The sequence below is a fragment of the Haemophilus sp. THUN1692 genome (genome assembly GCF_059704395.1).
The window spans coordinates 1617366-1637502 of record NZ_AP046579.1 but is presented as its reverse complement, the minus strand read 5'-3'; the positions used below and the strand labels follow the sequence as shown (position 1 = coordinate 1637502).

Genomic DNA, 20137 nt, shown 5'->3' with positions numbered 1-20137 from the left:
TGCACCTATCATTTAGTTATTTATTGTAAAGTATAAGAAGGTTGTCTCAGATATTCTATAGCAAAACTTCTTTTAAATTTCTCTAATTAAAGAGCTGCCTTGCTCTAACGTGTCTAGCCACTGCCATTTTTCATGACCGATGAGTTTACTATTTTCTAAAGAAAATGTTGTACAGCAACGCCCCAAACGATTTTCTAGAGATTGATTTAAATGTTGATATGTAAATTCAATTTGAGTATTGTCAATCCATTTCCCAATTAAAAAGCCTTTTAAAATTTCACCGCCACCATATTCGGCCCAAATCATTTTACCTTGTTGATGGTAATGAAATTCTGTTTGGCTACTCACCTCACCATTTGATGTATTTTCAACAGCAACGAATTTTTTATTATCTAAATTCAACATTAAAATCGCTCCGAATCTGATTCATCTATATCTTATTTTAATCCGTACAATGCTAATAAATTAACTCTTCGTCCATGCGCTCATATGTTGAGTAAATCCAATATGCGGATAATAATCCACGGCTTGTGGCGCCGATAACAGCACGATTTTGGCTTGTGGATGTAAGGCTTGTTTAGTATGTTCAATTAACTGTAAACCGATACCTTGTTTTTGATATTGTTCATCAACCGCTAAATCAGATAAATAACAGCAATAGGCAAAATCCGTCACGGAACGTGCTATGCCCACTAATTGTTCACCATCCCAAGCTGTGATTAATAAATCCGCATGATGCAACATCGCTGCGATTCGTTTTTCATCCTCTAACGGACGGCGTGCTCCGAGCGTTGTTTTATTTAGCAATTCAATAAATTGTTTAACTGAAATCGGTTCATTCACTTTGTAGTCTATCATTTTGCAAGCCTGTAATATTTGATGCCAACCTGTTATAGCAATTTAGCCGCCGCTTTATCTAAATACCATTCCGTCACGCCATTTTTTGCTTTAATTTTTGCAGCAGGGTAAGGTAGGTTTTCTGCTGGAGTCGTTTGGATTTCTTTTAAAATATCCGCTTTGCTTTCGCCCGTTACTAAGTAGGTAATGCGTTTGGCTTGTTCAATGAGTTTAGCTGTTTTAGAAATGCGAATTTGACCACTTTCAGGATGTTTTGCAATGACCGCAAGGTTTTCATCATCAAAATTGGTTTGATGTGGGAAGAGAGAAACGGTATGACCGTCAGTTCCCATACCTAAAATAATCCAATCAAAAACACCGTTTGGAATGACCGCACTTAATTCTTCTTCGAAGCGTTTTAGTTCAAAGTGCGGTTCATTTTCGCCACAAATTCGGTGAATATTTTCTGCTGGAATTTGAATATGATCGAATAAAAGTTTTTGCACTTCGCCATAGTTGCTTTCAGGATCAGATGGCGGAACCATACGATCATCTCCCCACCAAAAATGCAGATTTTTCCAGTTAATTTGTTCTGCATAAGGTGATTTGGCTAAAGTTTTAAATAGCAACTTAGGCGTTGAACCACCAGAAAGGGAAATATGCACAGGGTGAGTTAATTGGCTATAAATCACAAATTCTTGTGCAATTTTATCGACTGCGTGTTGAGCCGTTGGGAAGCTGATATAGTTCATTGATTTTCCGTAGAGTGGGGTTTAGCCCACAATTTATTATGTTCGATATTAAGATAGGTGGGCTAAAGCCCACCCTACATTAGATGAATTAAACTTTTTTCTTCATTAAACCTGTCGGTTTACGCCAAACCTTGCCTTGTTTTGCAATTAATTTATCGGCAGCCACAGGACCCCAAGTGCCTGCTTCATACTCATGAATACGACCACCATTAGCTTTGTAATCTAAAATCGGTTGCACAAATTTCCATGCGGCATGCACAGCATCAGTACGAGCAAACAAGGTGGCATCGCCTTTCATCGCATCTAACAATAAGCGTTCATAAGCGGTTAATACTTGTGCGCCTGCTAAATCTGCATAACGGAAATCCATTGATACTTCTTTCGCTTCAAAACCTGCACCTGGTTTTTTCAAACCAAAACGCATTGAAATCGCTTCATCAGGTTGAATACGAATAATCAATTTATTCTCTGGTGCATTTTGACTGAATACAGGATGTGGCGTAGTTTTAAAATGGATCACAATTTCAGTCACACGAGCCAGTAAGCGTTTACCCGTACGGACATAGAATGGCACACCAGCCCAACGCCAGTTTTCAATTTCACAACGCAATGCGATGTAGGTTTCAGTGCGAGAATCTGCTGGTACACCTTTTTCTTCTAGATAGCCGTTTTCCATTTTGCCGTTAATTTCAGCCGCAGTGTATTGACCCAAAACAAGGTTATTCTCCATATCTTCGGCAGTTAATGGACGCAAACTATGCATCACTTTTGCCACTTCATCACGCATTGAATTCGCATTAATAATCGCTGGCGGCTCCATTGCCACCATCGCTAATACTTGCAATAAATGGTTTTGGAACATATCGCGCATTGCGCCAGAACCATCATAATAGCCACCGCGCTCTTCCACGCCTATAGATTCTGCACCAGTAATTTCTACATAATCAATGAAATTACGGTTCCAAAGCGGTTCAAACCAACCATTTGAAAAACGTAATACGAGCAAGTTTTGAACGGTTTCTTTACCTAAATAATGGTCGATACGATAAATTTGGTGTTCTTCAAAGAAACGATGGATTTGTACGTCTAACGCTTGCGCTGTTTTTTCATCGTAACCAAAAGGTTTTTCAACAATAATACGCTTCCAGCCATATTCTTCCGTATTTAAACCATGTGCAGCCAAACACTCAGGAATCACTCCATAAAGACTTGGCGGAGTAGACATATAGTAAAGCGTGTTACCACAAGTTTTATATTTATCATGAAGATCATCTAAGCGTGGAACAAGTTTGCCATAATCTTGAGCATCCGAAGTATTCACAGCTTGGTAATAAAGATGGGAGCAGAAAGCATCTAAGGTTTCTGGTGTTGTTTCTTCATTATGGATTAACGCCTCACGCATTTTTTCGCGGAAAGTTTCATCGTTCAAGTCAGAACGTGCAACACCTAGAACGGAAAAGTTTTCACTCAAACGCCCGATTTTGTAGAGATTATAAAGGGCTGGAATGAGTTTACGGTGAGTTAAGTCACCAGACGCGCCAAAAATGACGATACAGTTATTATCAGTTTGCATAATTATTCCTTATAAGATTCCGAGTAATGTCGAAAATAATGCCGTATTCTAGAGAAAAAAACCAATCGAACCAATCAATTAAATTGAAAGATAGAACGCCAATCGAGCGATTGATCGCCCACCATGACAAAATGCGGATTAATCAAGGTTTCACGTTGGTTATAGGTTAAAGGCTCAAAATGAGAGTCAAAAATGGCACCGTGAGTTTCACCCAGCAGCACTTCAGCACCAGCGGTATCCCATTCGCCTGTTTGTCCTAGACGAACATAACAATCTACTGCACCTTCAGCCACTAAACCGCTTTTTAAGCTACTTGAACCAACCACAACAAATTCATAAGGAAAATCCTTCGGCAAAATTGACCGCACTTTTTCTTGTGAAGTGGTTGCACCTACCGCAATTCGTAAAGGGCGGTCAAAATTTGTCGTGTTTTTAGTGAGTTTTTTTACCTGATCCAGTTGTTTTTTAAACGCTCCGAAATTATCCATTGCATAATAAGTTGTCGATAAAATTGGTGCATGAATAATGCTTAATACTGGTTTATTTTTACGAACTAAGGTTATCAAAACAGAAAATTGATCGGTGCGATTAATAAATTGTTGTGTGCCATCAAGAGGATCAATCAACCAATATTCTTTCCAATTTTTACGTTCTTCAAAGGAAATATGACAATTTTCTTCCGAAAGAACAGGGACATTAGGGAAAAGTGCGGTCAATTTTTCGGTTAAAAATTGACTCACAAAAAGATCCGCTTCCGTCACAGGTGTGTTGTCTTCTTTCAATTCAACATGAACTTGTTTTTGATAAAACTGTTGCAAATGCTTACCCGCTTGATAAGCCATCAGCAATACTTGATTAAGTAAATGTTCGTTTAGCGTCAGCATAAAATTATTCTCTTGTTTTTGGCAGCAACCACGGCATCACAAATAGAGCATAAAACACCATTCCGCATGTGCTTATTAGCCCGAGGGATAATCCCCCTTCGGTCAACCAGCTCCAAAAGGAAATGTCTTGTTCGCCGAGCAATAGCAAATAAAAATAAGATGCCATATTGCAGTAAACAAATGAAATGATCGATGAAACTAATACAATCGAAGCAATGTTATAACGTGTGTAACGGAATTTTGCGGCTAAAAGTGCGGTTAAAAATGCAGGAATGGTGGCAAGAAGAAATGCTGTGAGAGCATAGCTAGAAAAAGGAACGATAACGCCACTTGAATCATCATCGAACCAAATCAAAAGTGCGGTGACGATTACCTGTAAAATCAGAGGGAAAAAAATAAGTGTTTTTAAATAAGATTTCATAATAAAAAAATAGGCTATCTAAAAGGTAGCCTATTCTAAAATAAATTTAAAGATTAATCAGATTTTTTCGCACGCAATACGCGAGATGCAAAAATCACAATGCCCACGATAAATACGATTAAACCTAACCACTCGCCAATAGTATCCCAATTTTCAAGATTTAAGGATAATGGCGCTTCAGAACCACCAGTGGTAACAGAAGCCGCAATAATGAATGCTAAAATGACACCCATTAAACTTTCACCTACGATTAAACCTGCAGAGAAAAGCGTACCGAAACGTTCTGCTTTAGCTGACACTTCTTTATTACCAAGTTTTGCAATATGACGAGTCATGATCCACGCTAAGAATGCACCAACAATAACAGGCATATTAATTGATGGTGGTAAGTAAATACCAATCCCCACAGCAATAACTGGCAAGCCAAAGACTTTATTGCTGACTTTTTTCAAGAATGCATCAATCGTAATTAACACAGCACCTAAACCTACACCAGTTAAGATGTAAGTCCATTCCAATTTATTTGTGAAAATACCTTGAGAAATGGTGGTCATTAATGTTGCTTGTGGTGCAGATAGAGCCTGTGAAGGATCCATATCTGGACGTGGCAACGCACCGCTGAAACCATACGCGTGATATAAGATTTCTAATACTGGTGCGATAACAAGCGCACCGACAAAGCAGCCGATAATTAATGCTACTTGTTGACGCCAAGGTGTCGCATCTACTAATAAACCGGTTTTTAAATCTTGCAAGTTATCATTAGAAATCGTTGCTGTGGTTAATACAATTGACGCAGTAAAGAGTGTAAGTGCGGTCAAAAATTTCTGACCATCTACGGTTTCAAATAAGCCAGATGCATTACCGATTGACACCAACACCAATGAAATCACGATAACAGAAATAATCCCGATACCAGAAATTGGGCTTGAAGATGAACCCACTAAACCCGCCATATAACCAGAAGCTGCAGCTACGAAGAAGCCGATAAATACCGCTAAGAAAGTACAAACTACAACTAATAAAATGGAAAGCTCAGGTGAAATCGGTGCAGATGCGATAAAGTGATGTAATGAAATAACAATTAACACAACTGTCGCGATTAAGATATAAATCATCGTTTTTGGAGAAAGGTCGATATCAACGCGATGCTCAGATTCAGCCTGTCCACCTTTCAACATACGGAAAGAATGTACCATCCCTTCAATCATTGGTTTCATTAAAATAAGTAATGTCCAAATCGCTGCGATACCAATTGTACCTACACCAATAAAGCGTACTTTCGTTTTCCAAACCACCATTGCGGCATCAATTAAGCTTGCATCTGCTGCGATATCACCAGACATAGTGAAATATGGCACAGCCACACCCCAAGTCAAAATAACACCGATCAACATCGCAATACCACCTACGATACCAATTAAATAACCCGCACCAAGTAAGGCAAGTGAGAAGCCCATTGGTAATTGGAAAGCTGCTTTACCAGTTTGAATCCAAGCGCTTGCGCCATCAGCCATAATGCGTAAACCATTAGTTAAAAATGCAACTAATCCCGCTAAAACACCACCGTAAGCAATATCTTTCACGCCATCTGCATGATTACCCGCTTTTAAGATTTCTGCAGCCGCTACACCTTCAGGGTAAGGTAAATCACTGTTTACCACCATCGCACGGCGTAATGGAATGGTGAATAACACGCCCAATGTACCACCCGCAGCACAAATCAACATAGTTTGCCAGAACGGGAAGTCTTGCCAGTAACCCATCATTAATAAGCCTGGTAAGACGAAAATCACAGAAGAAAGTGTTCCCGCTGAAGATGCTTGTGTTTGCACCATGTTATTTTCAAGAATACTGGAATCTTTGAAAAATTTGAGTACCGCCATAGAAATGACGGCCGCTGGAATAGATGAAGCAAATGTCATCCCCACTTTTAAACCGAGATACACATTGGATGCAGTGAAAATCACCGTAATCAATGCGCCGAGGATGATCCCTCGCACGGTCAATTCTTTTAAGTTTTCGTTATGCATAAAAATGTTCCTTGAGTAAAAAAAGAAAACACCTAAACATTGTCAAAAATCGAGTATTTTTTCAAGTTTTTTAAAGGGAAATTTGAGCTTATTAGAAAATATTTAATAAAAAGGGGAATATTTGAATGATATTTTATTTATAGATAAGCGAAGAAGGCTAACTCAGAGTGATGTTCATCTGGCTAGCCATGATTTTCCCCTTCAAAAGGGGAAAATGAGAGAACGATAATTAAATTAAGCCTATTATTTTTGGCTTAAATAATCTTTCAAAGAATAAAGTGCGGTCAAATTTCTAGCTTCATTGAAATTGGGCTCTGCAAGTAATTCATCGATTTTTGACAACGGAAAGCGGACAATTTCTAACGGTTCTGGCTCATCACCTTCTAACTGGCAAGGATAAAAATCCTGAGCAACAAAAATATGCATAACGCTACGCATATAACTTGGATTGGTCACCGTACGCAAAAGAAATCAATTTTATTAGCCCTCAGCCTCAACTCTTCCTTTAATTCACGATTTGCTGCATCTTTCGGTTCTTCATCTTTATCTACGCCGCCTTTAGGAAATCCTAATTCATAACGTTCTGTGCCAACTGAATATTCGCGAATCAATAACAGATCATCTCCATCAATGGGAACCATCATAACAACCTGTTGATTACCTGGTTTGAAACGCTCATAAGTACGTAATTCCCCATTAGAAAACGCTAAATCAACAGACTTAATTTCAAATAAACGAGACTTAGCAACGACTTGTGCGGTAAGAATTTTAGGTGATTTTTTGGATGAATCGGATAACATAAGTTTTCCTTTATTTTATGATAGGATTGGGACAAACTGTACCACAAAATAGCAAAAGAGAAATTCACAAATGGAAGAAAAAGAAGTCAGATTAGATAAATGGTTGTGGGCTGCACGATTTTACAAAACACGTAGTATTGCCAAAGCCATGATTGAAAGTGGTAAAGTGCATTACAACAACCAACGCGCGAAGGTAAGTAAAATTGTGGAAGTGGGCGCAATGTTAAAACTTCGCCAAGGAAACGAAGAAAAAGAAATAAAAATTATCGCCTTAAGCGATCAACGCCGAGGTGCGCCAGAAGCACAATTACTCTATCAAGAAACCGAAAACAGCGTGAAAAAAAGAGAAGAAATCGCGTGGGCAAGAAAAAACAATTCACTTTCAATGCCCCATCCTGATCGTCGCCCAAACAAAAAAGAGCGGAGAGATTTATTGAAATTTAAGCATCAGGATAAATTTGAATAAAAATTTCACCGCAATTTCTATGTTTTTAAGGTTTAATATCTCGCAAAATTGGATTTTGCATTGAAATCAAGGTTTCAGTGGACTGAATTTCATCTATTAACTGAATCTTGGTCGCCAAAACAGAATGTAATTCTGCGATTGTGTGAGTCATCACCTTTAAGAAAATCGAGTAATTGCCCGTTGTATAATAGGCTTCCACCACCTCATCGAAACTTTCTAACTTTTTGATCACTTTGTCATAATCTTTTGCGCTTTTTAGAATAATGCCGATAAAACAGCATACGTCATAACCTAATTTGCGCTCATCAATGATCACCTTCGTGCCTTCGATAATGCCCGATTGGCGCATTTTTTCAACTCTCACATGAATCGTTCCCGGGCTGACACCAAAGTTTTTAGCCATTTCGGCATAGGGAGTTCTCGCATCTTTGGTGAGTACACGTAAGATTTGCTGATCTAAACTATCGATGTTGTGCATAAAACCTTCTCCTTTAGATTTTATTTAATTTTTTCCCAAAAAATTAGATAATATTCAACTAAAAAAAAAAGTAAACAAAATACTTGAAATAAAATCATCATTTACTGAATAATACTCAAAAATATTATTTTTCTTTAAAAAAGGTTATCAAAATGAAAAAGACATTTATTTTACAACAACAAGAAATCAGCTTTGTGAAGAACACTTTTACCCAAAATCTTATTGAACAACTTGGCATTATTGAAGTGCAAGGTCCTATCTTGAGCCAAGTGGGTAACGGAATGCAAGATAACTTATCTGGCATTGAAAAAGCAGTGCAGGTTAATGTGAAATGTATTCCAAATGCCATATTTGAAGTTGTTCATTCCCTTGCGAAATGGAAACGCCATACATTGGCTCGCTTCCACTTTAAAGAAGGCGAAGGCTTGTTTGTTCATATGAAAGCATTACGCCCAGATGAAGATTCTCTTGACCCAACTCACTCTGTTTATGTGGATCAGTGGGACTGGGAAAAAGTGATTCCTGAAGGTCGTCGTAATTTTGCATACTTAAAAGAAACGGTAAATTCTATTTATCGTGCTATTCGTTTAACGGAATTAGCCGTAGAAGCACGTTTTGATATACCTTCAATTCTTCCAAAACACATTACCTTTGTGCACAGCGAAGATTTAGTAAAACGCTATCCAGATTTAAGCAGTAAAGAACGTGAAAACGCAATTTGTAAAGAATACGGCGCAGTATTTTTGATCGGGATTGGCGGCAAACTTTCAGATGGTAAACCTCACGATGGTCGTGCACCAGATTATGATGACTGGACAACCGAATCTGAAAATGGCTATAAAGGCTTAAATGGCGACATTTTGGTATGGAACGACCAATTAGGCAAAGCCTTTGAACTTTCCTCAATGGGTATCCGAGTAGATGAAAGTGCATTACGTTTACAAGTTGGCTTAACAGGCGATGAAGACCGTTTAAAAATGGATTGGCACCAAGATTTATTAAACGGGAAATTGCCATTAACTATCGGCGGTGGTATCGGTCAATCTCGCTTAGCGATGCTTTTACTTCGTAAAAAACATATCGGTGAAGTCCAATCAAGCGTATGGTCAAAAGAAATGTTAGAGGAATTTTCAAATATTCTGTAAATTGATTTGCCCCAAAACCTAGACTCTTTAATTAAGGACTGGTGACGATATTGTGTCGAATTCAGTCCTTTTAATTTCAGTTAAATTCATCGATAAGTCGCCATTTGATACGCCAGCCTTGGTTTGATCCATTGAGCTTATTTATTATAAAAACTAGCAGTATCTCTGATACTCATTTTCCTATTCAGAATTGGTTGGAGACCCTATTTTAAATTTGATTGTGTAATGTTTACCCGTAATAAAATCTTCACCTCAATGGTTGGTTTGCTTAGCCTAGCTTTTGGGATACAAATAAAATTTACCGCTCTTTTTTCTACCTATAAAAACAAAAAATGCACTTTCATTACAAAGTGCATTTTTCTTATTGTTAAGCATCCATCGACATACAAAGTAAGGTTAATGGGTGAATACAGGTCACGTTAGATGACATATCAATTTGCCATTTACAGGTTTGGCATTCCGATATGACGTAATCAAACCCACCTTCGTTAATATTATCGAATAGATTTTTACCAATAGATTGTGAAACCTCATAGTTTTCTGATTTAAAACCGTAAGTCCCTGCAATACCACAGCATTGGCTAGGTAACATAATGATTTCTAAACCAGGAATTTTTTTCAACACTTCCAAAGTATAAGGTGCCCAGCCTGCTTTATCTACGTGACAAGCGGTGTGATAAGCCACTCGAAGTTTGAGTGGTTTCAACGGTAATGTTTTACCTTCTTTGAACAGTTGGTATAGGAATGGCGTCACCATATGAATATGCGGACGCACTTTAGCATTGTCGATACCTAAAATATGATGGTATTCGTCACGCAGATTAAGTGAACAGCTTGATGCTTCACTGATCACGTCTAGTCCATTTTCGTCTACCATTTTTCCAATGTAATCGGTATTGAACTGTGCGATATTACGTGCACGTTCAGGGAAACCGTTCACCATTAATGGTAAACCGCAGCATTTTTCTTTTTCCAGTAACATCACCCCAATGTTCATCGTATTGAACACTTTAAGGAATTCTTTACCAAGCTGCGGATTATTATAGTTAACGTAGCAACCATGATAATACGCGACTTTACGCTCAAATTTTTGTTGGTCTTGTAACGCATTTTTCATATACCAGCTACGGAACGTGCCAAACGCATATTTAGGTAAAGTACGTTCTTTACTGATTTTAAGCGTTTTTTCCAACATAAATTTGGTGGCTTTTAGGCTCGTAATGGTGTTTACAATGGGCGCTAATGGCGTATTGATTTTCCCCATTACATCCGTGTTACTTAAAATCGCATCACGCAATTTATTCATTAACGGTTTTTTAGACTGCGCTAAGTGGTTATTACGCGCACGCACAATTAAATCACCGATTTTCACATCAGACGGACAAGCCACTTCACAACGTTTACAGTTGGTACAATATTTAAGTGCTTCATCGTAAAGCTCAGCTGATTTCAAGCGTAAACGCTCACCATCTGGACCAGATTGTTTTGGACCAGGATAAAGTGGGTTGTTACGTGAAACCGGACAAACAGCGGTACAAGCCGTACATTTAATACAGCTTTCAAAACTTTCGTCGATATATTTATGACTTTCAGGTGAATTAAGGGATTGTTTTGCACTATCAATGAGTCGTTGAATATTATTATCCATATTATTCCCCCTATTTCGCCAAGATTTCATCAGCAACCGCCAAGGCAGTTACAACTGCGACACCCGAACCACAACCAAGCTCAAGCGCATTAAACCCACCAATTACATTACCGACGGCATATAAATTCGTTAAATATTGACAGCTCTTTTTCACTTGGCATTGAGCATTAATTGCCACACCAGCAGATTGATAAGGTTGTGGATGAGCAAAACGATGAGCAGTCCAAGTGAAACGATCTTTATCGTTAAACCCTTCAACACCGATAATATCGGATTTAAAAACTGGCTCATAAATTTTATCGAATTCAGCAATGAGTCCTTTACTGAAAAAACTTCCTGAAGCCAGTACGAAATTATCTGCAGTAATTTCTTCATCTTCGAGCAAACGAGTGTTGATACAACGTACTTGATTTCCTTCAAATGTTGCACTCAATGCACTATCACCGTTAATCATTAAACCACCAAGAGATTCAAATTTACGGCGTAATTGAATACGCTGGCGCATACCGAGTAATGATGGTGGCAATGTTGGTAATTCAAATAATGCGAGCTTAGTTGCATCACGAAGTGCGGTCATAAATTCTTGGTTTTCTAAACCAAAACAAGCCGGTAAAAATACGGCTTCTGCACCTTGCGCTGATTCAATAATTTCTTTAACGAGATCATTGAATGCAAGTTTGTGCTCTAGAAGTTGAGAGATGTTTACACTACGGAACTCACGAGCATTTTTGCGAAGTTCATCTAATTGTGGAATATTTAAGAAACCACTGGTCACCTCACAATGCTCAAATTGTGGGTTTAACACTAAATTTGCCGCTAAAAGTTGCGGTTGAAAATCGTGATAACCTTCGATACCAAGCACAGCAATACGTTTATGCGGAAAACGTTCATTGCCTTGTACAGTTGGCACACTATTTGGTGAAAGCCACGCACCACGTAAACTGCCTAAGCCTGTTACACGCCAATGGTTCTTTTCCGTAGAACCAATTAAATCAAGATTTAATTCATTGGCTAAACGTTCAAAATCTTGTGCTTTAGCAAGCACTTTCTCTGCGCCCAATAAACTATAAGGATGGGCTGGTAATTCATTACGAAGTGCGGTGATATTTTCTTTTAAATTTTCTACCGCACGACTTTCCCCATTTGGAGTTGATGGTATACGGCTTAATAAATCTAAAGAACCAGATGCAAAATCAATGGCTGCTTGACCGTTGTTGATAATCACGCAACGTTTGCCGCGTTGTTGAAGAGCGATGCCACAGGTTAAACCCGCCAAACCACCGCCAATAATGGCTACATCAAAATTCATTGCTATCCGTCCCTTGTTGTGCTTGTTCATCAAGCGGTTTCACATCATTTAAACCTAATACGCTACCATACATCCAAGATGTAAATTCGGCTTCGCGAATAGCTTCACCCCAAGCAATCGGCTCAATACCGCGCCAGCGTTCTTCCATAAAGGCAGAAAGTTGAGTGGTTGATTGAGTTGGTGTTGCCACTTCAAAACGGTTCATTAAGCCTGCAGCACGACATGCACAAAGCTCAGCTTGGCAAGTCCCCATACCAACACGAGTACGGCGGCGTAAATCCACAATGTTATTTACACCTAGTTCATCAATCGCATAACGAACTTCGCCCACCGTCACCGCTTCACATTCGCACACCATTGAACGATCTAAACGTTCTTTTTCAAGCAAACGAGTAGCGCGTGAACCATGACGATACACGGCGGAATAACGAATGGTACTTGGTAATGAAATGACTTTTCGATTGGTTTCTTGACGGCTTTCAGTAGAGCCAGGCAAAGGTTGCTCTGCAGTTACACAACGTGCCGTTTTATTGAGTTTTTCACAAACAAGGTCGGTCGCCCATTCAGCCATTAAACGATAAGTCATTAACTTACCACCAGTGATAGTAATAAAGCCATCTAAGCCATCACGTTCTGCGTGGTCAAGTAGCACAATACCACGACTCACATTACGACCAGATGGATCATCATCGCTTGCAACTAATGGTCGCACCCCAGCATAAGCACGTAATACGCGAGTATGACGCAAGCTCGGTGCAAGTTTTTCACCTTCACGGAAAAGAATATCTACTTCTTCTGGCGTCACTTGCATGTTATCGATTTGATCATAAGGAACACGACTTGACGTTGTACCAATAACACAAATTGTATCGCCTGGAACAAGAATATCCGCATCAGCTGGTTTACGACAGCGGTTAATTACAAGTTTATTAATACGATGACCCATTACGAGCAATGCACCTTTCGCGGGGAACATCTTGATTTTGAGATCAGCATATTCCGCAATCCCTTGTCCCCAAATACCACCAGCATTCACAACAAGTGGTGCAAAAAATTGGCGTTCTCTACGATTTTTATGATCGTACACATTCACACCAATCACTTTTCCACCTTCACGAATCAAATTTTTTACTTCGCAATAAGTGAACATTTTTGCGCCGTTTTCTGTCGCATCCATCATATTAGAGGCTGTTAAACGGAATGGGTCAATAGAACCATCTGGCACAACAACTGCCCCCACTAAATCTGGGTTTACAGAAGGCTCCATAATTTTAGCTAAATCCGGATCAATGGCTTGCGCATCGATTCCAGATTTTGCACAGCTCTCAAGGAAGGTTTTTTGATAGTCGAGAGAATCTTCAGGCAACGTGATAAATAAGCCTTCCGTTTCATCTACGCAATGACGCGCAATTTTGCGCAAAATGCGGTTTTCTTTAATACATTCTTCAGCAGATTCTTGGTCGTTCACGGCATAACGTGCACCACTGTGTAATAATCCGTGGTTACGTCCTGTCGCACCCGTTGCGATGTCTCGGCGTTCCAATAAAATACAATCAATGCCACGAAGTGCACAGTCACGCGCAATACCTGCACCCGTTGCGCCACCACCGATAATAATGACATCGGTACTGAGTGGCGAGAAATCTCCAACATCTTTGTACATGCTAGGCGATAATCCCATGTTTACCCCCAATTCCCAAAATTTAACAAAAAAATAATATAAAAATCACAGGCATTGTAGAGAAGTGCGACCAAATTAACAACATTTTGAGCGCAAAAGAAAACAATTTTGTGATACTGATCACTATAATTTTCGCTTTCGCTCAAATGGTGTAAAAATTTTGTGAAACACTTCACATTTTTTACTTTTTTTACTTCCTTATTTTTTATTTTCTTTTATCATGCGCCCATCCCTTACTGTCTAATAAAGGGTGGATAAAACTTACACATAATTAAAAGTTGGAGAAAAAAATTATGTTTGGACCATTCAAACCCGCTCCGCATATTGCGGAACTTCCAGCGGAAAAAATTGATTCCACGTATAGACGCTTACGTTGGCAAGTATTCGCAGGGATCTTCTTTGGTTATGCCGCATACTATTTCGTGCGTGCAAACTTTGACTTAGCACAACCTGGTTTAATTCAAGCTGGTCTTTATACAAAAGCTGAGCTTGGTGTAATCGGTTCTGCAGCTGGTCTTGCTTACGGTTTATCAAAATTCGTAATGGCTGGTATGTCTGACCGTTCTAACCCTCGTGTATTCCTACCATTTGGTTTATTACTATCTGGTTTATGTATGACCTTAATGGGTCTATTCCCATGGGCAACCTCTGGCATCGCTATCATGTGGGCGATGATCTTCTTAAATGGTTGGTTCCAAGGTATGGGATGGCCTCCATGTGGTCGTACTATGGTGCACTGGTGGTCTAAATCTGAACGCGGTACTATCGTGTCAATTTGGAATACTGCGCACAATATCGGTGGTATGATGCCTGGTGCAATGGTGTTATTAGCTAGTGCAATTTTCTTCAGCACTCACGGTATTGAAGCGCAAGCAAAAGACATCTGGCAACAATCTTTATACTACCCTGGTATTGCAGCAATGATCTGTGCAATTCCTGTGTACTTCGTCATGCGCGATACTCCACAATCTTGTGGTTTACCATCAATCGAAAAATGGCGTAATGATTACCCTGATGACTATAACGAAAAAACTTACGAAAACGATTTAACTGCAAAAGAAATCTTCGTAACTTATGTATTAAAAAACAAATTGTTATGGTACATCGCGATTGCTAACGTATTCGTATATTTAATCCGCTACGGCGTATTAAAATGGTCTCCCGTTTACTTGAGCGAAGTAAAACACTTCAACATCAAAGGTACCGCATGGGCATACACAATCTATGAATTAGCAGCAGTTCCAGGTACATTATTATGTGGTTGGGTATCAGATAAAGTGTTCAAAGGTAAACGTGGTTTAACAGGTTTCATCTTCATGATCTTAACTACTGCAGCGGTTGTTGCGTACTGGATGAACCCAGCTACACCAGAAGCTGAGTTAGCGAACTACAGCGCATGGTATCAAAACCCATACCAATTAACTGACTTCATTTTAATGACTTTAATCGGTTTCTTAATCTATGGTCCTGTAATGTTAATCGGTTTACATGCTCTTGAGTTAGCACCGAAAAAAGCAGCAGGTACTGCAGCAGGTTTCACCGGTTTATTCGGTTACTTAGGTGGTACAGTTTCTGCATCTGTAGTTATCGGTTGGGCAGCTCAACATTACGGATGGGACGGTGGTTTCTACGTAATGATCGGCGGTGGCGTATTAGCAGTGTTATTACTCTTAGTCGTAATGGTTGAAGAAGGTAAACATAAAGCTAAATTAGGCGATACCTATGGAACTAAATAATTAGTTTAAAAAAGGTGGCGGGCAAATTGCTTGGTCGCCTTTTTTGTAACTAAAATCTAAAAAATCCATAAAAATTTACCGCACTCTTAAGGAGAAAATACTTATGAAACTTAAAACTTTAGCGCTTTCTTTATTAGCAGCTGGTGTACTTGCAGGTTGTAGCAGCCATTCATCAAGCATGGCAAACACCCAAATGAAATCAGATAAAATCATTATTGCTCACCGTGGTGCTAGCGGTTATTTACCAGAGCATACTTTAGAATCTAAAGCACTTGCGTTTGCACAACATGCTGATTATTTAGAGCAAGATTTAGCAATGACTAAAGATGGTCGCTTAGTGGTTATTCACGATCACTTTTTAGATGGTTTGACTGATGTAGCGAAAAAATTCCCACATCGTCACCGTAAAGATGGTCGTTACTATGTCATCGACTTTACCTTAAAAGAAATTCAAAGTTTAGAAATGACAGAAAACTTTGAAACCAAAGATGGCAAACAAGCACAGGTTTATCCTGGTCGTTTCCCACTTTGGAAATCACACTTCAGAATTCACACCTTTGAAGATGAAATTGAATTTATCCAAGGCTTAGAAAAATCTACAGGCAAAAAAGTAGGGATTTATCCAGAAATCAAAGCACCTTGGTTCCACCATCAAAATGGCAAAGATATTGCAGCTGAAACCCTCAAAGTGTTGAAAAAATATGGCTATGATAAGAAAACCGATATGGTTTACTTACAAACTTTCGACTTTAATGAGTTAAAACGTATCAAAACTGAATTACTTCCAAAAATGGGCATGGATTTGAAATTAGTTCAATTAGTAGCTTATACAGATTGGAAAGAAACGCAAGAAAAAGATGCGAAAGGTAAATGGGTAAACTACGATTACGATTGGATGTTTAAACCAGGTGCAATGGCAGAAGTGGTGAAATATGCTAATGGTGTTGGTCCAGGTTGGTATATGTTAGTAGATAAAGAACAATCTAAACCAGGCAACATTGTATACACACCATTAGTAAAAGAGCTTGCTCAATACAAAGTTGAACTTCATCCATATACAGTGCGTAAAGACGCATTGCCAGAATTCTTCACAGACGTAAATCAAATGTACGATGCATTATTGAATAAATCAGGTGCAACAGGCGTATTTACTGATTTCCCAGATACTGGCGTGGAATTCTTAAAAGGGAAAAATAATATCCCTCATAACCGTGGGTAAACATACCCACGGTTAAATAGGTTTCTATATCGTAGAAACTAAAAATCTACTCTAACAGAGTAACATCATAATCAATCTAGGTGTTCTAACCTAGAATTCAAATAAGGAGGCTATTTCAAAACACTCCGTATTCTTTTTTAATAGATTCTTCTTCCCTTTTATTTAGGGAAAACACCCTTCGTTTCAACCGCACTTCTAAGGAGTGATCTATGGATAAATCATTAAAAGCTAACTGTATTGGCGAGTTTTTAGGTACAGCCTTATTGATTTTCTTTGGTGTGGGCTGCGTTGCAGCACTAAAAGTAGCAGGCGCTAGTTTTGGCTTGTGGGAAATCAGCATTATGTGGGGGATGGGCGTTGCTCTTGCAGTATATGCAACAGCTGGTTTATCTGGCGCTCATTTAAACCCAGCAGTAACCATTGCCCTTTGGAAATTTGCTTGCTTTGACGGCAAAAAAGTAATTCCTTACATCATTTCACAAATGCTCGGCGCATTCTTTGCTGCAGCATTAGTTTATGCCTTATACCGTAATGTTTTTATCGATTATGAAACAGCCCACAATATTGTTCGTGGTACACAAGAAAGTTTGAGCCTTGCGGGTACATTCTCCACTTATCCTTATCCAAGTTTAAGCATTGGTGGAGCCTTTGCTGTGGAATTTGTGATTACTGCAATTCTTATGGCATTAATTATGGCATTAACTGACGATGGAAACGGTGTACCTCGTGGTCCACTTGCCCCATTACTAATTGGTGTATTAATCGCAGTTCTCGGCGGTGCTATGGGCCCTTTAACCGGTTTTGCCATGAATCCAGCACGCGACTTCGGACCAAAATTCTTTGCTTATCTCGCTGGCTGGGGCGAACTCGCTTTAACTGGCGGACGTGAAATCCCTTATTTTATCGTTCCAATGGTTGCACCTGTTTTAGGCGCATTAGCTGGTGCATGGTTATACAAAAAAGCAATTGGCGGCAATTTACCTTGTAATTGCGGCTGCGAATAATTATTTGAAGGAGTAATACTATGACAGACAAAAAATACATCATTGCATTAGACCAAGGTACAACAAGCTCTCGCGCAGTATTATTAGATCATAATGCGAATGTGGTTGAAATTGCACAACGTGAATTTACCCAAATCTACCCTCGAGCTGGTTGGGTAGAACATAACCCAATGGAAATTTGGGCAACTCAAAGCTCAACCTTAAACGAAGTCGTTGCAAAAGCGGGCATTACATCTGATGAAATTGCCGCTATCGGTATCACCAACCAACGTGAAACCACCATTGTATGGGAAAAAGCAACTGGTACACCTGTTTACAACGCTATCGTATGGCAATGCCGCCGTACAGCAGACATTACCGATAAATTAAAAGACGATGGTCATGAGGAATACATTCGTAATACCACAGGCTTAGTGGTTGACCCTTACTTCTCTGGTACAAAAGTAAAATGGATTTTGGATAACGTTGAAGGTGCTAGAGAAAAAGCAGAACGAGGCGAATTATTATTTGGTACCGTTGATACTTGGCTTGTATGGAAACTGACTCAAGGCCGAGTGCATGTAACAGATTATACCAATGCATCTCGTACCATGTTATTCAACATTCACACCAAGCAATGGGACGACAAGATGCTTGAAATCTTGAATATTCCACGTTCAATGTTACCTGAGGTACGTAATTCTTCTGAAATTTACGGCCAAACCAATATCGGTGGTAAAGGTGGTGTTCGTATTCCTGTTGCAGGGATTGCAGGTGACCAACAAGCCGCTCTTTACGGACATCTTTGCGTACATGCAGGCCAAGCCAAAAACACTTACGGCACAGGCTGCTTTATGTTGCTCCACACAGGTAATAAAGCCATTACATCCAAAAATGGACTTCTCACAACCATTGCCTGTAATGCAAAAGGCGAACCAGAATATGCCTTAGAAGGTTCTGTATTTATCGCGGGTGCATCAATACAATGGCTCCGTGATGAACTCAAAATTGTTCACGACAGTTTTGACTCTGAATACTTTGCACAAAAAGTGACTGATAGTAATGGCGTATATGTTGTTCCAGCTTTCACGGGTTTAGGTGCACCATATTGGGATCCATATGCGCGCGGTGCAATTTTTGGTCTTTCTCGCGGTGCAAACCGTAATCACATCGTTCGTGCAACCTTAGAATCTATTGCTTACCAAACCCGTGATGTCTTAGAGGCTATGCAATCAGATTCTGGTGAACGTTTACAATATCTCCGTGTGGATGGTGGCGCGACAAACAATAACTTCTTAATGCAATTCCAAGCTGATATTTTAGATGTAAATGTTGAGCGTCCAGTCGTGAAAGAAGTGACCGCTCTAGGTGCTGCTTATCTTGCTGGTTTAGCAACAGGCTTCTGGAAAGATTTAGACGAGCTTCGCGATAAAGCCCGTGTAGAACGCACTTTCAGTCCAGACAGCGACAATGACAAACGCGAACGTCGCTACAAAGGCTGGAAAAAAGCCGTTAAACGCTCATTAGAATGGGCAAAAGAAGATGAAGAATAATTTATAATTCTCATATAAAGAGCGGTCAAAACTTCTTTTATTTTGACCGCTCTTTTATTCTGTATCTGTATAAAAATTATTTTCTAGATAGAGGTGGAACAAAGGTTAAACCTAAATCCCAAGGTTGCTCAATCCAAGTATTTTGTGGAATATCAATCACGTAATCATCCACTAATTCTGCACCTGCAGGTTTTGCAAATACAGTCACAAATTTTGCATTAGGGTACATTTGACGAATCGCACGCGCTGTATTACCGGTATCAACTAAATCATCTACAACGATAAATCCTTCACCACCATTTGGCACCTGAGCAGCATGAAGAACTTGTAATTCACCTTGATTGTTATGATCATGATAACTAGCGATACAAACAGTCTCAATATGGCGAAGGCCTAACTCGCGAGCCAAAACAGCTGCTGGAAATAAACCACCACGGCTCACCGCAATAATACCTTTCCATTGAGAAGCCGGAAGTAAACGTTCAGATAATTTGCGGGCATGCATTTGGAACATATCCCAAGTCACCACATATTTTTCGCTCATAATTGCACCTTAGAAATTTATCGATAAATAAAAATTGCGTAAGGATAACCCGAAATGGCGTTTTATGCTATTATT

18 protein-coding genes and 1 pseudogene are annotated in these 20137 nt (G+C 39.3%); 6 read left to right on the top strand and 13 right to left on the bottom strand.

The genetic code is table 11. The features are described from left to right. Window positions 1–72: 72 nt before the first annotated feature. From AC6H0A_RS08270 to nudE, 8 genes and pseudogenes are all read right to left on the bottom strand, one after another. Window positions 73–405, bottom strand: coding sequence for an avidin-fold protein (locus AC6H0A_RS08270; RefSeq protein WP_005640281.1), 333 nt, complete (start codon window positions 403–405; stop codon window positions 73–75). A 60-nt stretch (window positions 406–465) separates the two neighbouring features. Continuing rightward, window positions 466–858: a GNAT family N-acetyltransferase gene (locus tag AC6H0A_RS08265; protein WP_005640279.1), complete on the bottom strand. Its 393-nt coding sequence runs from the start codon at window positions 856–858 to the stop codon at window positions 466–468. A gap of 32 nt (window positions 859–890) precedes the next feature. Next, a complete protein-coding gene (gene pgl / locus AC6H0A_RS08260; RefSeq protein WP_005640277.1) occupies window positions 891–1589 on the bottom strand; it encodes a 6-phosphogluconolactonase in 699 nt (232 codons plus the stop codon). A gap of 88 nt (window positions 1590–1677) precedes the next feature. After that, complete coding sequence (gene zwf / locus AC6H0A_RS08255; protein ID WP_005640275.1) at window positions 1678–3162, bottom strand: glucose-6-phosphate dehydrogenase; 1485 nt, start codon at window positions 3160–3162, stop codon at window positions 1678–1680. 74 nt (window positions 3163–3236) lie between these two features. Continuing rightward, complete coding sequence (cysQ, locus tag AC6H0A_RS08250) at window positions 3237–4046, bottom strand: 3'(2'),5'-bisphosphate nucleotidase CysQ (RefSeq protein ID WP_005640272.1); 810 nt, start codon at window positions 4044–4046, stop codon at window positions 3237–3239. A 4-nt stretch (window positions 4047–4050) separates the two neighbouring features. After that, window positions 4051–4467, bottom strand: a complete 417-nt coding sequence (locus AC6H0A_RS08245) for an HI_0559 family membrane protein (RefSeq protein ID WP_005640271.1) — start codon at window positions 4465–4467, stop codon at window positions 4051–4053. 53 nt (window positions 4468–4520) lie between these two features. Continuing rightward, the gene (locus AC6H0A_RS08240) at window positions 4521–6500 is read right to left on the bottom strand and encodes an OPT family oligopeptide transporter (protein WP_005640268.1); all 1980 of its coding nucleotides are present in this window, start codon (window positions 6498–6500) and stop codon (window positions 4521–4523) included. Between the two features lie 243 nt (window positions 6501–6743). After that, window positions 6744–7300: pseudogene (gene nudE, locus AC6H0A_RS08235) on the bottom strand (ADP compounds hydrolase NudE). 70 nt (window positions 7301–7370) lie between these two features. Between nudE and hslR the strand changes: the two are divergent. Then, on the top strand, window positions 7371–7766 hold the full coding sequence (hslR, locus tag AC6H0A_RS08230) for a ribosome-associated heat shock protein Hsp15 (RefSeq protein WP_005626656.1): 396 nt from the start codon (window positions 7371–7373) through the stop codon (window positions 7764–7766). A gap of 25 nt (window positions 7767–7791) precedes the next feature. On the opposite strand, the gene asnC is transcribed toward hslR, so the two are convergent. Next, entirely contained in the window at window positions 7792–8244 is a 453-nt protein-coding gene (gene asnC / locus AC6H0A_RS08225) for a transcriptional regulator AsnC (RefSeq protein ID WP_005640264.1), read from the bottom strand. Between the two features lie 152 nt (window positions 8245–8396). On the opposite strand from asnC, the gene asnA reads away from it, so the two are divergent. Next, the gene (gene asnA, locus AC6H0A_RS08220) at window positions 8397–9389 is read left to right on the top strand and encodes an aspartate--ammonia ligase (RefSeq protein ID WP_005640262.1); all 993 of its coding nucleotides are present in this window, start codon (window positions 8397–8399) and stop codon (window positions 9387–9389) included. 367 nt (window positions 9390–9756) lie between these two features. On the opposite strand, the gene glpC is transcribed toward asnA, so the two are convergent. From glpC to glpA, 3 genes are read right to left on the bottom strand one after another with little or no spacing between them, the layout of a single operon-like run. Next, entirely contained in the window at window positions 9757–11037 is a 1281-nt protein-coding gene (gene glpC / locus AC6H0A_RS08215) for an anaerobic glycerol-3-phosphate dehydrogenase subunit GlpC (protein WP_005638401.1), read from the bottom strand. A 10-nt stretch (window positions 11038–11047) separates the two neighbouring features. Further along, window positions 11048–12346, bottom strand: coding sequence for a glycerol-3-phosphate dehydrogenase subunit GlpB (glpB, locus tag AC6H0A_RS08210; protein ID WP_005640261.1), 1299 nt, complete (start codon window positions 12344–12346; stop codon window positions 11048–11050). Then, a complete protein-coding gene (glpA, locus tag AC6H0A_RS08205; RefSeq protein WP_179230910.1) occupies window positions 12336–14027 on the bottom strand; it encodes an anaerobic glycerol-3-phosphate dehydrogenase subunit A in 1692 nt (563 codons plus the stop codon). Before glpA ends, glpB begins: the two co-directional genes overlap by 11 nt. A gap of 293 nt (window positions 14028–14320) precedes the next feature. Here glpA and glpT point away from each other — a divergent pair, with 293 nt between their 5' ends. The 4 genes from glpT to glpK all read left to right on the top strand — a co-directional run bounded on the left by glpT (window position 14321) and on the right by glpK (window position 19518). Continuing rightward, complete coding sequence (gene glpT, locus AC6H0A_RS08200; protein ID WP_005640257.1) at window positions 14321–15763, top strand: glycerol-3-phosphate transporter; 1443 nt, start codon at window positions 14321–14323, stop codon at window positions 15761–15763. A gap of 103 nt (window positions 15764–15866) precedes the next feature. Beyond that, on the top strand, window positions 15867–16982 hold the full coding sequence (gene glpQ / locus AC6H0A_RS08195) for a glycerophosphodiester phosphodiesterase (RefSeq protein ID WP_005640255.1): 1116 nt from the start codon (window positions 15867–15869) through the stop codon (window positions 16980–16982). Window positions 16983–17191: 209 nt separating this feature from the next. Further along, window positions 17192–17986 carry an MIP/aquaporin family protein gene (locus tag AC6H0A_RS08190; protein WP_005640252.1) on the top strand — a complete coding sequence of 265 codons (795 nt, stop codon included), beginning with the start codon at window positions 17192–17194 and terminating at the stop codon, window positions 17984–17986. A 20-nt stretch (window positions 17987–18006) separates the two neighbouring features. Next, window positions 18007–19518: a glycerol kinase GlpK gene (gene glpK, locus AC6H0A_RS08185; RefSeq protein ID WP_005640250.1), complete on the top strand. Its 1512-nt coding sequence runs from the start codon at window positions 18007–18009 to the stop codon at window positions 19516–19518. Window positions 19519–19594: 76 nt separating this feature from the next. Here glpK and gpt read toward each other — a convergent pair whose 3' ends face one another. Then, window positions 19595–20062, bottom strand: coding sequence for a xanthine phosphoribosyltransferase (gene gpt, locus AC6H0A_RS08180; RefSeq protein ID WP_005632242.1), 468 nt, complete (start codon window positions 20060–20062; stop codon window positions 19595–19597). Window positions 20063–20137: the final 75 nt, after the last annotated feature.

Coding starts and splice junctions, on each gene's coding strand:
- AC6H0A_RS08265 (WP_005640279.1), bottom strand. CDS start 858: ATGATAGACTACAAAGTGAATGAACCGATTTCAGTTAAACAATTTATT.
- pgl (WP_005640277.1), bottom strand. CDS start 1,589: ATGAACTATATCAGCTTCCCAACGGCTCAACACGCAGTCGATAAAATT.
- AC6H0A_RS08270 (WP_005640281.1), bottom strand. CDS start 405: ATGTTGAATTTAGATAATAAAAAATTCGTTGCTGTTGAAAATACATCA.
- hslR (WP_005626656.1), top strand. CDS start 7,371: ATGGAAGAAAAAGAAGTCAGATTAGATAAATGGTTGTGGGCTGCACGA.
- gpt (WP_005632242.1), bottom strand. CDS start 20,062: ATGAGCGAAAAATATGTGGTGACTTGGGATATGTTCCAAATGCATGCC.
- cysQ (WP_005640272.1), bottom strand. CDS start 4,046: ATGCTGACGCTAAACGAACATTTACTTAATCAAGTATTGCTGATGGCT.
- AC6H0A_RS08245 (WP_005640271.1), bottom strand. CDS start 4,467: ATGAAATCTTATTTAAAAACACTTATTTTTTTCCCTCTGATTTTACAG.
- asnA (WP_005640262.1), top strand. CDS start 8,397: ATGAAAAAGACATTTATTTTACAACAACAAGAAATCAGCTTTGTGAAG.
- glpC (WP_005638401.1), bottom strand. CDS start 11,037: ATGGATAATAATATTCAACGACTCATTGATAGTGCAAAACAATCCCTT.
- AC6H0A_RS08240 (WP_005640268.1), bottom strand. CDS start 6,500: ATGCATAACGAAAACTTAAAAGAATTGACCGTGCGAGGGATCATCCTC.
- glpK (WP_005640250.1), top strand. CDS start 18,007: ATGACAGACAAAAAATACATCATTGCATTAGACCAAGGTACAACAAGC.
- asnC (WP_005640264.1), bottom strand. CDS start 8,244: ATGCACAACATCGATAGTTTAGATCAGCAAATCTTACGTGTACTCACC.
- glpT (WP_005640257.1), top strand. CDS start 14,321: ATGTTTGGACCATTCAAACCCGCTCCGCATATTGCGGAACTTCCAGCG.
- AC6H0A_RS08190 (WP_005640252.1), top strand. CDS start 17,192: ATGGATAAATCATTAAAAGCTAACTGTATTGGCGAGTTTTTAGGTACA.
- glpQ (WP_005640255.1), top strand. CDS start 15,867: ATGAAACTTAAAACTTTAGCGCTTTCTTTATTAGCAGCTGGTGTACTT.
- zwf (WP_005640275.1), bottom strand. CDS start 3,162: ATGCAAACTGATAATAACTGTATCGTCATTTTTGGCGCGTCTGGTGAC.
- glpA (WP_179230910.1), bottom strand. CDS start 14,027: ATGGGATTATCGCCTAGCATGTACAAAGATGTTGGAGATTTCTCGCCA.
- glpB (WP_005640261.1), bottom strand. CDS start 12,346: ATGAATTTTGATGTAGCCATTATTGGCGGTGGTTTGGCGGGTTTAACC.